Genomic DNA, 12,615 nt, shown 5'->3' on the forward strand with positions numbered 1-12,615 from the left:
ACCGGCTAACCTCGTGAAGATGACCGAGGTGAGCGGGCGCCGCACCAACCGGCGCGGCGAAGCCACCCGGGAGAGCATGCTGGAGGCCGCGCGCAAGGCCCTGGCCACCGGAGACCCGGGAGCGGTCTCGGCCAACCGGATCGCCAAGGACATCGGCGCCACCTGGGGCGCGGTGAAATACCAGTTCGGCGACATCGATGGCTTCTGGGCCGCGGTCCTGCAGCGCACCGCGGAACGCCGCGCGGGCATGCTGAGCCATCGGGACAGCGGTGCGCCGCTGCGTGAGCGCGTCGCCGGCATCATCGACCTGCTCTACGACGGATTGACCGCCAGCGATTCGCGGGCCATCGAGAACCTGCGCGCGGCGCTGCCGCGGGACCGGGCCGAGCTCGAGCGGCTCTACCCGAAGACGGCGGCCGAGCTGTCCTCGTGGGGTCAGGGCTGGCTGCAAACCTGCCAGCAGGCATTCGCCGACCTCGACGTGGACCCCGAGCGGGTCCGCGAGGTTGCGTCATTCATCCCGGGTGCGATGCGCGGCATCACCTCCGAGCGGCAACTCGGCACGTACACAGACCTCGACGTGGCGCGGAGAGGTCTGACGAACGCCATCGTCACCTACCTCCGAGAGTCCCGTTCACGGCCGTCTGATCACCAGTAATCGGGTTGTGACCTCCCAAGGTGGAGGCAATGGGGCCGTCAACAAGTAGGCTAGGCACGATGGTCCCGCTCTGGTTCACGCTGTCCGCACTCTGTTTCGTGGGTGCGGCGGTGCTGCTGTATGTCGACATCGACCGTCGACGTGGGTTGGGACGGCGCCGCAAGTCGTGGGCGAAGTCGCATGGCTTCGATTACGAGCACGAGTCGCACGAGATCCTCAAGCGCTGGAAGCGCGGGGTGATGTCGACCGTCGGTGACGTCACGGCCAAGAACGTCGTGCTCGGCCAGATCCGTGGCGAGGCGGTGTTCATCTTTGACATCGAAGAGGTCGCCACCGTGATCGCGCTGCACCGCAAGGTCGGCACGAACGTCGTCGTCGATCTTCGGCTCAAGGGCATCAAGGAGCCTCGGGAGAGCGACATCTGGCTGCTCGGCGCGATCGGGCCCCGGATGGTGTACTCCACCAACCTCGATGCCGCTCGCCGTGCCTGCGACCGCCGGATGGTCACGTTCGCCCACACTGCTCCGGATTGCGCCGAGATCATGTGGAACGAGCAGAACTGGACGCTCGTCAGCATGCCGGTCACCAGCACTCGCGCCCAATGGGACGAGGGGCTGCGCACCGTCCGCCAGTTCAACGACCTGCTGCGGGTACTGCCTCCGGCCCCGCAGAACGGTGTGGCTCCGCAGTCGGGTCAGGGCAGCCAGGCTGCACTGGCACGTCGCGCAGGCTCGCCCAGTCGCCCGTTGGCCCCGACGCCTGCCGGGCGTCGGGAACTGCCGCCGGGTCGTGCCGATGCCGCGCCCGGACGTGGCGATGTGAGCCGCTACACCCAGCCGCGTCAGGAAGCCGGCCGCCCCGATGTGGTCCGTCGGGCGACCCCGCCGCCGGCGCGCAACGGGCGGCACGCACCGCACTACCAGCGCTAGCCGGCGCATCAGAACCGTTCAGTACCCTGTCGGCATGCCTCGTCCCGTCGCGCTGATCACCGGACCGACCTCGGGGCTGGGCGCAGGATTCGCCCACAGATATGCCCGCGACGGTTATGACCTGGTCCTCGTGGCACGAGACGTCGCACGGTTGGAGCAACTCGCCGCCGAATTGCACGACGAGGCCGGGGCAGACGTCGAGGTGCTTCCCGCCGATCTGGCGTGCGCACCCGACCGGGCCAAGGTCGCCGACCGGTTGCGAGTCGGCGTGCAGGTGTTGGTGAACAACGCCGGCTTCGGCACATCGGGCGAATTCTGGACTGCCGATCTCGCCCAATTGCAGGCCCAACTGGATGTCAACGTCACCGCGGTGATGGAGCTGACCCACGCCGCGCTGCCGTCGATGATCGACGCGGGCAGCGGGACCGTCATCAACGTGGCGAGCGTCGCGGGGCTGGTGCCCGGGCGCGGATCGACGTATTCGGCATCCAAGGCCTGGGTGGTGTCGTTCAGCGAGGGATTGTCCAACGGGCTGGGCGGCACCGGGGTCGGTGTGCATGCGCTGTGTCCGGGTTTCGTCCACACCGAGTTCCATGCCCGTGCCGGCATCGACATGGCGGGCACACCGTCGTTCCTCTGGTTGCAGGTCGAGGATGTGGTGCGTGACTGCCTGGCCGACGCGGCCGCGGGCAAAGTGATCATCGTGCCCGGCCTGCAGTACAAGGTGCTCACCACCGGAAGCCGGATGGTTCCGCGAAACGTGGTGCGCGCCATAACAAAAGCAGTGGGAAAAGGTCGTGGGAGAACTTAGAACAGAACTTTCGTGGCAGTGCGGGGGCTGATCGCGGCGGTGATGGCGATATTTCTCGTCGTCACCGCGGGCTGTGCCTCCGATGAACCGGGGCGAACCTATGAGGCATCGACCGCCGCGCTCGGTGATTCGCTGGACATCCTCGGCTGGCACCTGAAGGTATCGGATCTGCGGTTCGATGCCGAACACGTCCTGGTCGACGTCGAGGGTTCGGCTTCGGGCGATGCTCATGCCAAGCCCGAGGACATCCGGTTCGGTCTCTACGGCGCACTGGCGCATCCGATCGAGGTCGACGGGCTGCACGGTTGTGACGACGTGACCAGCCTCGGGATCCGGCCGCTGTCGGCCTCGGCGCCTGACAAACTCAGCGGCACAGTCTGTCTCGGGCCGTTAAAGGATCAGAGCCAGGTGCGCGGGGTGTATGTGTATTCCCCGCGGGAGCGCATCGCCGGCACCACCGTCGCCTATCCGGCGGCCTTCCCGGTCGGCGTGCTGCCCACCAACGTCAACGACACCGGGGTGACCGTCAAGTCGACCAGCGTGGACGCGTTCAGTGCAGACGGCGGCCAACTCGCCCCGGCCGCGCTCGGCGATCCCAGCGCCTTCAACGGCAAGGGCTACATGCTGATCGGTCTCGAAATCGATGGTGCGGCAAAGCGTTACGCAGATGACGCGGCAGCGCGTGGTGGCCCGCTGATGGTTGTGGCCGGCCCCACGCTGCCGCCACCGGGACTCAGTCATGCCTGCTCGGTCTACGGCTCGTCGGTGCTGATCCTGCCGGAGGCCTCACGCGACGCCGTCAACGTGCGGGCCTCGCTGTGTACGCAGGGCGAGATGAACGCGGCGCTGCTGTACGCGTCGGTTTCGGTGATCGGCACGCACGCCGCGTTGTGGACCACTCGTGCCTGACGCAGTCGGTCCGACCGAGTGGGGCGAATCGCCGGGAGTGGGTCCCTGGGAGGGTCCGTTGCCCTCCGGGGACGATGCCGCACGCTACGACCCTCAGCTGCTGCGCGACGGTGACACCCGCAATGTCGTTGATGCCTACCGGTATTGGACCCGCGACGCGATCATCGCCGACATCGACAGCCGGCGGCACCCGCTGCACATCGCGATCGAGAACTTCGGCAGCGACGCCAATATCGGCACCGTGGTGCGCACCGCCAACGCCTTCGCCGTCGACACCGTACACATCGTCGGACGGCGGCGGTGGAATCGGCGGGGCGCCATGGTGACCGACCGCTATCAGCGGTTGCGCCACCATGACACCACCGCCGAATTGCTGTCCTTCGCCGCCGATGCCGGGCTGACCGTCGTCGCCGTCGACAACGTGCCCGGCGCGGCGCGGCTGGAACAGACCGAACTACCTCGCGACTGCCTGCTGATCTTCGGCCAGGAAGGCCCGGGCATCACCCCGGAGGCGCAATCCGGGGCGGCTGTCACCGTGTCCATCGCGCAATTCGGATCGACCCGCAGCATCAATGCCGGAGTTGCCGCCGGAATCGTCATGCACGCCTGGATCACCCGACATGCCGACATTTCGCGCGCTTGGTAAGGCAGGATCGTCAGTATGGATCAGCTATGGGCTAACCGCGCGGCCAGTGCCGAAGCTGCGATCACCCAACGTCACCTGACCAAGCTCTGGGGTCTGCCGGGCACCCAGCTGGGTGTGGTGGCCTGGCCGGCGACCAAGAAGTACAGCAAGTTCGGAACCTGGCATTACTGGTGGCAGGCCCACCTCCTGGACACCCTGGTCGACGCGCAGGTGCGCGATCCGCAGCCCGAGCGGAAGACGCGCATCGAACGGCAGATTCGCACGCATCACCTGCGCAACAACTTTTCCTGGACCAACAACTATTACGACGACATGGCCTGGCTGGCATTGGCCCTCGAACGGGCCGGGCGGTTGGCCGGGGTCGAGAAATCCCACGCACTCAAGAAGCTGTGCGGGCAGTTCGTCGATGCCTGGGTGCCCGAGGACGGCGGCGGCATCCCGTGGCGTAAGCAGGACCAGTTCTTCAACGCCCCGGCCAACGGTCCGGCAGGCATCTTCCTGGCCCGCTATGTGGCCGGCGACCGGTTGCGCCGGGCCCAGCAGATGGCCGACTGGATCGACGAAACCTTGATCGACCCGGAAACGCACCTGGTTTTCGACGGCATCAAGGCCGGCTCGATGGTGCGTGCGCAGTACACCTACTGCCAGGGCGTGGTGCTCGGTTTGGAAGTCGAACTCGCGGTGCGTACCGAGGATGTCCGGCACGCCGAGCGGGTGCGCCGCCTGGTCGCGGCGGTGGACAAGGAGATGTCCACCGACGGTGTCATCAAAGGCGCCGGCGGCGGTGACGGTGGGCTGTTCAACGGCATCACGGCGCGGTACCTGGCGCTGGTGGCGAACTCCTTGCCCGGGGATACGGCACAGGACGACGCCGCGCGTGAGACGGCCCGCTCGCTCGTGCTCAAATCCGCACAGGCCGCCTGGGACAATCGCCAGACCGTCGATGGGCTGCCGTTGTTCGGACCGTTCTGGGACCGCACTGCCGAGGTGCCCGGGGCCGAAGGCCAGCAGGCGCAGTTCGTCGACGGGGCGGTCAACGCCTCGGCGATCCCGGAACGTGACCTGTCGGTGCAGATTTCGGGCTGGATGCTGATGGAAGCGGCGCACACCCTGTCCGAGTAGTTCCGCTCCTCGGCCCAAGACTGAGCGTCCGCTCAGCGGAGGCTAGGTTGGGCAACGTGAGAGATGTGCTCGCCGAGCTGCTGGCCGTGTGGCGCGCCGGTGACACCGCGGGCCTGGCGACGGTGGTGCGCACGTTCCGTTCCGCCCCCCGGCCGGCCGGGGCCTCGATGGTGGTGGCCCCTGACGGCGCGGTCACCGGTTCGGTGTCCGGCGGCTGCGTCGAAGGTGCCGTGTACGAACTCGCCGGACAGGTGGTCGCCGACGGCACACCGGTACTGCAGCGTTACGGAGTCAGCGACGACGACGCCTTCGCCGTGGGGCTGACCTGCGGCGGCGTCCTCGACGTATATGTCGAGCCGGTGTCCGAGCGGACGTTCCCGGAACTGGAAGCGCTCGTCGGCGACATCGAGGGCCATCGGCCCGCCGCGACCGCCACGGTGATCGCGCATCCAGATCCCGCGTGGGTGGGCCGGCGGCTGGTCATCCGCGCCGACGAGGTGACCGGCACCCTGGGCTCGGCCCGTGCCGACGGTGCTGTCACCGACGACGCCCGCGGCCTTCTCGACACCGGTCGCAGTGCGGTGCTCACGTTCGGCCCGGATGGTGAACGGCGCGGTGAGGGCATGGATGTGTTTGTCGCGAGCTTCGCGCCGCGCCCTCGGATGCTGGTGTTCGGGGCGATCGACTTCGCGGCTGCCGTGGCGCGGCAGGGGTCACTGCTCGGTTACCGCGTCACGGTGTGCGACGCGCGCCCCGTCTTCGCGACCGCCGCGAGGTTCCCGACCGCCGACGAGGTCGTCGTCGACTGGCCCGACCGCTACCTGTCGGCACAGGCTGCCGCCGGTGCGATCGACGGTCGGACGGTCGTCTGCCTGCTCACCCACGATCCGAAGTTCGATGTCCCACTGCTCGAAGTGGCCTTGCGCTTACCGGCGCTCGGGTACATCGGTGCCATGGGATCGCGTCGCACGCATGAGGACCGGCTGGCCCGGCTGCGCGAGATCGGCCTGACCGACTCCGAGTTGGCCCGGCTGTCCAGCCCGATCGGGTTGGATCTGGGAGCCAGGACGCCCGAGGAGACCGCGGTGTCGATCGCCGCGGAGATCATCGCCCAACGCTGGGGTGGCACCGGCAAGCCGCTGACCGAGACCGGCGGCCGCATTCATCACGAACACAGTCATCACGAACACAGTCATCACGAACACAATGAACCGAGTGAATTGAGGAGTGGTCAGTGACACGAGCCAGGATCGATTTCCCCAGCCGTATCGGTGTGTGGTGGGCCGGCGACACGTGGTCGATGCCGGACGCGCAGCAGGTGGCGCAGGAGATCGAGAGCCTCGGATTCGGCTCGTTGTTCCTGCCGGAGGTGGTCGGCAAGGAGGCCCTCACCCAGTCGGCGGCATACCTGGCCGCCACCGAACGCCTCGTGGTGGGCACCGGCATCGCCAACATTCACGTGCGGGTGCCGTCGGCCGCCGAATCAGGGGCGCGGACGTTGACCGCGCTGTACCCGGGACGGTTCGTGCTCGGACTCGGCGTGAGCCACGGACCTCTGGTCGAGCACGGCCTGGGCGGCACCTACGCCAAGCCGCTGGCCACGATGCGCACCTACCTGGACCGCATGGCCGCGGTGCCCGAGCAGATCGAACCGGGGATCGGGCGCCCGCCCCGGCTGGTGGCCGCGCTCGGGCCGAAGATGATCGAGCTGTCCGGCACCCACGCCGACGGCGCACACCCCTATCTGGTCACGCCGGAGCACACCGCGACGACGCGCGAGATCCTGGGGCCGGACCGCTGGGTGGTGTCAGAACAAGCCATCGCCATCGGCGGTGACGACGCGGACCAGCTGGCACGGGCGCACAAGCACCTCGACGTGTACAGCGGCCTGCCGAACTACCGGAACTCGTGGCTACGGCAGGGTTTCGACGACACCGACCTGGTTCGTGGCGGCTCGGACCGGCTGGCTCGCCGCCTCGTCGGCATGGGCTCGGTGGAGCAGGCTGCCGCGGCGATCACCGCACACCTGGATGCCGGCGCCGATCACGTCGTCGTGCAGGCACTGGGGGAGAACCCGACAGCCGATCCGCGTCCCGCGCTTCGCGAGTTGGCGGCCGCGCTGGGTCTCGGGTAGCCGGCGCGGCTAGACCTGCTCGGCGGCCTTCTTGGCGGCGCGGCGGCGCTTGAACCACTCGATGAACATCGGCGCCACCGAGGCCACGACGATCAGGATGAAGATCGGCTCCAGCAGCTTCTGGATGATCTCGAACTGGCCCAGCCAATAGCCCAGCAGCACCAGGCCGACGCCCCACACGATCGCGCCCAGCACGTTGAACGTCGTGAACACCGAATAACGCATCTTGGCGGCGCCGGCGACGATCGGTGCCAGGGTGCGCACGATCGGCACGAAACGTGCGATGACGATCGCGAACGGGCCGCGCTGTTCGAAGAATGCGTGGGCCTCGTCGAGGTACTTCTGCTTCAAAACCCGGGCGTCGGGCTTGAACATCTCGACGCCGATGAACCGGCCGATGAGGTAGCCGACCTGGCCGCCGAGGATCGCTGCCAAGGGGATGAACACCAGCAGCTGCCAGAGCTCGAAGTTCGCGTCCACCGACGTTCCCTGGGCGGCGGTGCCCGCGGCGAGCATGCCCGCGACGAACAACAACGAGTCGCCGGGCAGAACCGGGAACAGCACCCCGGACTCGACGAAGACGACGACCAGGATGCCCACCAGGGCCCAGGTGCCGAAGGATCCGATGAGGTGCAGCGGATCCATGAAATCCGGCATGAGCGCCAGATTGGTCGTAGCCTCAGGGAGGGCGATGTCGATCACGACTCCCTAGGGTACCTGGGCCCCACCACCGGTCTTCACCTGCGATAACCCGCGTCCAGATGGAAGGACAAGCCATGCCGATCGCCACGCCCGAGGTCTATGCCGAGATGCTGGGCCGGGCCAAGGAGCATTCCTTCGCTTTCCCGGCCATCAACTGCACGTCGTCGGAGACCATCAATGCCGCCATCAAGGGTTTTGCCGACGCGGGCAGCGACGGCATCATCCAGTTCTCGACGGGCGGGGCCGAGTTCGCCTCCGGCCTTGGCGTCAAGGACATGGTCGTCGGAGCTGTCGCGCTGGCCGAGTTCGCCCACGTGATCGCCGAGAAGTACCCGATCACGGTGGCCCTGCACACCGACCACTGTCCGAAGGACAAGTTGGATACGTACGTGCGGCCGCTGCTGGCGATTTCCGCCGAGCGGGTTGCCGCGGGCCGCGATCCGCTGTTTCAGTCGCACATGTGGGACGGCTCGGCAGTCCCGATCGACGAGAACCTGACCATCGCCCAGGAGCTTCTGAAGGTCGCGGCCGCGGCGAAGATCGTTCTCGAGGTCGAGATCGGCGTGGTCGGCGGTGAAGAGGACGGTGTCGAGGCCGAGATCAACGAGAAGCTCTACACCTCGTCGGAGGACTTCGAGAAGACCATCGACGCGCTGGGCGCAGGCGAGCATGGCGCATACCTGCTGGCCGCGACGTTCGGCAACGTGCACGGTGTCTACAAACCCGGCAACGTGGTGCTCAAGCCCGAGGTGCTGGCCGAGGGGCAGCGGGTAGCCGCCGCCAAGCTCGGATTGCCCAGTGATGCAAAGCCTTTCGATTTCGTCTTCCACGGCGGATCGGGTTCGCTGAAGTCGGAGATCGACGATTCCCTCAAGTACGGCGTGGTGAAGATGAACGTCGACACCGACACCCAGTACGCCTTCACCCGTCCGCTGGCCGCGCACATGTTCACCAACTACGACGGTGTGCTCAAGATCGACGGCGAGGTCGGCAACAAGAAGTTTTACGATCCGCGCAGTTACCTCAAGAAGGCCGAGGCTTCGATGTCCGAGCGCGTCATCGAGGCCTGCAACGACCTGCACAGCGCCGGGCGCAGCGTCACCGGCGGGTAAGCGGCTCAGCCGGCCAGTCGGCCGTATCCCAGGATGCCCGCGGTCTCGGCGTCATCGAGGGTGTGCACCCGGATGCCGCCCTCCTCGTTGCCGCCCACTGTGGTGATCGCGTTGTCATCCGCGGCCACAACGAAATTCGTGTGCAGGCCCAGTGGGCTGCCGTCGGCGTACATCACGACATCACCGGTGCGTGGCCGGTACCCGTCGGGTTCGGCGAACCGGCCGGTGCCCTGGTAGTACTCCTGCAGCGTGTAGACACCCGGAATCCGCCAGCTTCCCGAGTTGGGGTTGGTCAGCGGACTGCCGGCCTCGTTGAGCACCCAGCTGACGAAATCGGCGCACCACGGCTCCTCGACGCCTTCGGAGAAATGACGGCCGCCGGGCTGGGCGTCGTATTGCGCCTGCAGCACGTCTACGATGCGTGCCTGGACCGGATCGAGTGCGGCCCGGTCGATCTGGGGGAAGGCGACACGTTTGCCGGGCAGCATGTCGAGTGCAGAGCCCGGATGCCGGATCAGGAGTGCGGCCACACCGACCACGACGATCGCGCCTAGCGCGCACAATGCCAACCAGAGCTTTGGTCCGCGCAGGGTCACCCGATCAGGTTAACCGGTGGGCGCCTGGCAGATCTTCCACTGATTGTCACGGAACTGGAGGTCGAAGCTGCGCGTGGACCGGGTTTGCGGGGCAAATGCCATGAAGCTGGTGACGTTGGCCTCGGCGTGGTCTCCGTTGACGACGACCTGATCGATGCTGGCCACCACCGGGTACTGCTTGGCGGACTCCACCCGGGCGTGGGTTTCGTCCCACGCCTTCTGGTCGTACTTGACGTAGTTGTCGCGAGTGGTGCCGCAGGTGATCGACCGCAGGGCGGCCAGATCACCACGTTGAATGGCCGAGTCGAAGGTCTGGATCGTCGTGCGAACCTCGTCTTCCTCCGACGCCGTCGACGATGACTCGCGGGTCAGCAGGACGGTGCCGAGCACCGCGATCGCCACCAGTGCGGCGATCACCAGCACGACCGCGATCACCCAGCCCCAGCTCCGGCGGGCTGCGGGCGGCGGCGCCTGAGGCTCTTCGCGTGGTGGGATGACCTGTGGGGCAGCGCCTTTCGGCACCTCGGCAGCGACGGTGTCGCCGTCGCCGGGCGGCGCGAAGATCTCGGTCTCCGGGTCGGGAGGGGTGTCGATCTTCTGCGTGGACCCGTCGAATCCGGACGGTGCGGTGAATCGTCGTTCTTCGTTGAGGTGCACTTCGCCGGTGACCTCGTCGGCCGAGCCGAAGATCTCGGTGGCCGGCTCGGTCAGCTCGACCTTCTCGGTCGGTGTATCGCTGTGGTCGGTGCGGCCCTCGTCAGGTCCCGTTGGGTTCGACATCCGTGCTGCGGTCCTCCCGTACGTCGGTACCGGTGGAGCTTATCGGTCGGTGCACAATAGGCCCATGACACGGATGGGTGATTTGTTGGGACCGGAGCCGGTCCTCCTTCCCGGGGACCCCGAGGCCGAGGACGAATTGGCTGCGGGTGAAAAGGCGGCCGTCGTGGCCGCCGCCCACCCGTCGGCATCGATCGCCTGGGCCGTACTGGCCGAGCAGGCGCTCGCGGACGACAAGGCCGTCACCGCATATGCCTACGCCCGCACTGGTTACCACCGGGGGCTGGACCAGTTGCGGCGCAACGGCTGGAAGGGTTTCGGCCCGGTGCCGTTCGCCCATGAGCCGAACCAGGGATTCCTGCGGTGTGTGGCGTCGCTGGCCCGCGCCGCCGACGACATCGGCGAAACCGACGAATTCCAGCGCTGCCTGGATCTGCTCGACGACTGCGATCCGTCGGCGCGCGGGGAGCTCGGCCTGGCCTGACTTCAGTCCTTCGCCTCGCAGGAGCAGTCCTCGGCGGCGTCGGGCGGTTCCACCTGCACGGTGGCGTGGGCGAGGCCGCGGGCATTGAGGACCGCCCGCGCGTCGTCGAGCACCCGGGCGGTGTCGGCGCTGCTCGTCAAGTGTGCGGTGACCATGTCCTTGCCGGGTACCAGCGTCCACACGTGCAGATCGTGCACGCCCGTCACACCGTCCACTGCGCCGAGTGCGCTGCGCAGCTCTTCGACATCGATGTGGCTGGGGGAGGACTCGCTCAGGATCCGCAGCGCGGCACGGGCCAGCGCGAAGGCGCGGGGCAGCACCCACAGCGCGACCAGGACCGCGACCACCACATCGGCGTAGGGCCAGGCGGTGGTGACGGTCACGATGCCGGCGACCAGGACGCCGATGCTTCCGACGGTGTCGGCCACAACCTCCATGTAGGCGCCCTTGACGGCCAGGCTGTCCTTGGAGTGCGACCGCAGCAGCAGCACGACGACGGCATTGGCGGCCAGGCCGGCCAACGCCACCACGATCATGGGCACACCCGGAACGTCCGGAGCGTTGCCGAAGCGTTCGATGGCCTCGTACAGGATGAAGCCGGCCACTCCGAGCAAAAGCGCGGCGTTGGCCACTGCGGTGAAGACCTCCGCCCGGTGCCAGCCGTAGGTGCGGGCCGGGGACGTGCTGCCGCGTCGCGCCAGCAGAACCGCGGTCAACCCCATGAACATCGCGACCAGGTCGGTCAGCATGTGGCCGGCGTCGGCGAGCAGCGCGATCGAGTTGATCATCAGCGCGGTGACGAGCTCGAGGACGAAGAACCCGCTGAGGATGGCAGCCGCGATGACCATCCTGCTGACGCGCGTATCGCTGCTGTGGCTGTGATCGTGGCCGGCACCCATGCCCGAAATATATGCGGAAGTTCGCATATGTCGCAAGCGTCAGAGCCAGGCGGACCAGAACCGGGTGAGTTGGCTGCCGATCGACACCAGCTGGCCCGGCACGCCGGAAAGGTCGACGAACCAGAAGACCACCGAGAAGAACCAGCGGTTGAGGACCGGCGTGAACAACAGGATCAGCAGGATGAACAGGCCCCACTGCTTGGCCGGCGCGAGCGCTCGTTGCGTGTCGGGGCTCAGGTGCGGTTCGAGGGCGCCGTAGCCGTCGAGTCCCGGCACCGGCAGCAGGTTCAGCACAACCGCGGTGACCTGTAGGAAGCCGAGGAACGCCAGCCCGGACCAGAAGACGCTGTGGGCCGGGTCGAAGAAGATCCGGGTGATGCCGAGCAGCAGGACTGCCAACACCAGGTTGGCGGCCGGGCCGGCCAAGCTGACCAGGGTCTTCTGCCGGGCGGTCATCCAGGAGGTGCGGACGTAGACCGCACCGCCGGGCAGCCCGATCCCGCCCAAGGCGATGACCAGTACGGGCAAACCCAGTGACAGCAACGGATGTGAGTACTTGAACGGGTTCAGCGTCAGATACCCGCGTACTTCGACGTCGTGGTCTCCGAAACGCCAGGCGGTGAAGGCGTGGCCGAACTCATGAAGGCACAGCGACACCAGCCAGCCCGCGATCACCAGGATGAACACGCCGACATAGGACAGCGGCTTGACGTTGTCGGCCGCGAGCCAGGCCACCACCCCGCCCGCGACGGTGAGCGCGACGACGGCCAGGAATACCGGGCTCGGGCGTACCGACTGATGCAGCGGGCGGATGTTCACGATTCGACGCTACCTGC

At 67.4% G+C, this 12,615-nt stretch carries 15 protein-coding genes; 10 read left to right on the forward strand and 5 right to left on the reverse strand.

Going from position 1 to position 12,615, the window contains the following annotated elements:
- Nucleotides 1-19: 19 nt before the first annotated feature.
- The 8 genes from QQ25_RS03840 to QQ25_RS03875 are packed head-to-tail and all read left to right on the forward strand — an operon-like array spanning nucleotide 20 to nucleotide 7,209.
- Nucleotides 20-658: a TetR/AcrR family transcriptional regulator gene (locus tag QQ25_RS03840; RefSeq protein ID WP_039313984.1), complete on the forward strand. Its 639-nt coding sequence runs from the start codon at nucleotides 20-22 to the stop codon at nucleotides 656-658.
- A 59-nt stretch (nucleotides 659-717) separates the two neighbouring features.
- Nucleotides 718-1,587: a trehalose monomycolate transport factor TtfA gene (gene ttfA, locus QQ25_RS03845; RefSeq protein ID WP_039313592.1), complete on the forward strand. Its 870-nt coding sequence runs from the start codon at nucleotides 718-720 to the stop codon at nucleotides 1,585-1,587.
- A 34-nt stretch (nucleotides 1,588-1,621) separates the two neighbouring features.
- Entirely contained in the window at nucleotides 1,622-2,398 is a 777-nt protein-coding gene (locus QQ25_RS03850; protein WP_039313595.1) for an SDR family NAD(P)-dependent oxidoreductase, read from the forward strand.
- A gap of 18 nt (nucleotides 2,399-2,416) precedes the next feature.
- Nucleotides 2,417-3,307, forward strand: coding sequence for a hypothetical protein (locus QQ25_RS03855; protein ID WP_039377285.1), 891 nt, complete (start codon nucleotides 2,417-2,419; stop codon nucleotides 3,305-3,307).
- Nucleotides 3,300-3,953 carry a TrmH family RNA methyltransferase gene (locus QQ25_RS03860; protein ID WP_039377288.1) on the forward strand — a complete coding sequence of 218 codons (654 nt, stop codon included), beginning with the start codon at nucleotides 3,300-3,302 and terminating at the stop codon, nucleotides 3,951-3,953. Before QQ25_RS03855 ends, QQ25_RS03860 begins: the two co-directional genes overlap by 8 nt.
- Nucleotides 3,954-3,968: 15 nt before the next feature.
- Nucleotides 3,969-5,075, forward strand: coding sequence for a glycoside hydrolase family 76 protein (locus QQ25_RS03865; protein ID WP_039377290.1), 1,107 nt, complete (start codon nucleotides 3,969-3,971; stop codon nucleotides 5,073-5,075).
- Nucleotides 5,076-5,131: 56 nt separating this feature from the next.
- The gene (locus tag QQ25_RS03870) at nucleotides 5,132-6,313 is read left to right on the forward strand and encodes an XdhC family protein (RefSeq protein ID WP_052235654.1); all 1,182 of its coding nucleotides are present in this window, start codon (nucleotides 5,132-5,134) and stop codon (nucleotides 6,311-6,313) included.
- Nucleotides 6,310-7,209: an LLM class F420-dependent oxidoreductase gene (locus tag QQ25_RS03875; RefSeq protein WP_101906351.1), complete on the forward strand. Its 900-nt coding sequence runs from the start codon at nucleotides 6,310-6,312 to the stop codon at nucleotides 7,207-7,209. Before QQ25_RS03870 ends, QQ25_RS03875 begins: the two co-directional genes overlap by 4 nt.
- Before the next feature lie 9 nt (nucleotides 7,210-7,218).
- On the opposite strand, the gene QQ25_RS03880 is transcribed toward QQ25_RS03875, so the two are convergent.
- Nucleotides 7,219-7,911, reverse strand: a complete 693-nt coding sequence (locus QQ25_RS03880) for a VTT domain-containing protein (RefSeq protein WP_039313611.1) — start codon at nucleotides 7,909-7,911, stop codon at nucleotides 7,219-7,221.
- Between the two features lie 74 nt (nucleotides 7,912-7,985).
- Between QQ25_RS03880 and fbaA the strand changes: the two genes are divergently transcribed.
- Nucleotides 7,986-9,023 (forward strand): class II fructose-bisphosphate aldolase, encoded by a 1,038-nt coding sequence (gene fbaA / locus QQ25_RS03885; RefSeq protein ID WP_039313990.1) that lies wholly within the window; start codon nucleotides 7,986-7,988, stop codon nucleotides 9,021-9,023.
- Nucleotides 9,024-9,028: 5 nt separating this feature from the next.
- Here fbaA and QQ25_RS03890 read toward each other — a convergent pair whose 3' ends face one another.
- Both QQ25_RS03890 and QQ25_RS03895 read right to left on the reverse strand, forming a co-directional pair.
- Nucleotides 9,029-9,619: a CHAP domain-containing protein gene (locus tag QQ25_RS03890; protein ID WP_039377294.1), complete on the reverse strand. Its 591-nt coding sequence runs from the start codon at nucleotides 9,617-9,619 to the stop codon at nucleotides 9,029-9,031.
- A gap of 9 nt (nucleotides 9,620-9,628) precedes the next feature.
- On the reverse strand, nucleotides 9,629-10,399 hold the full coding sequence (locus QQ25_RS03895) for an Rv0361 family membrane protein (RefSeq protein ID WP_039377296.1): 771 nt from the start codon (nucleotides 10,397-10,399) through the stop codon (nucleotides 9,629-9,631).
- 64 nt (nucleotides 10,400-10,463) lie between these two features.
- Here QQ25_RS03895 and QQ25_RS03900 point away from each other — a divergent pair, with 64 nt between their 5' ends.
- Entirely contained in the window at nucleotides 10,464-10,880 is a 417-nt protein-coding gene (locus QQ25_RS03900; protein WP_039313620.1) for a DUF3151 domain-containing protein, read from the forward strand.
- Between the two features lie 2 nt (nucleotides 10,881-10,882).
- Here QQ25_RS03900 and QQ25_RS03905 read toward each other — a convergent pair whose 3' ends face one another.
- Complete coding sequence (locus tag QQ25_RS03905) at nucleotides 10,883-11,779, reverse strand: cation diffusion facilitator family transporter (RefSeq protein WP_039377298.1); 897 nt, start codon at nucleotides 11,777-11,779, stop codon at nucleotides 10,883-10,885.
- Nucleotides 11,780-11,818: 39 nt separating this feature from the next.
- Nucleotides 11,819-12,598 carry a site-2 protease family protein gene (locus QQ25_RS03910; protein ID WP_039377301.1) on the reverse strand — a complete coding sequence of 260 codons (780 nt, stop codon included), beginning with the start codon at nucleotides 12,596-12,598 and terminating at the stop codon, nucleotides 11,819-11,821.
- Nucleotides 12,599-12,615 lie beyond the last annotated feature (17 nt).

The organism is Mycolicibacterium setense (genome assembly GCF_000805385.1).
GTDB lineage: Bacteria > Actinomycetota > Actinomycetes > Mycobacteriales > Mycobacteriaceae > Mycobacterium > Mycobacterium setense.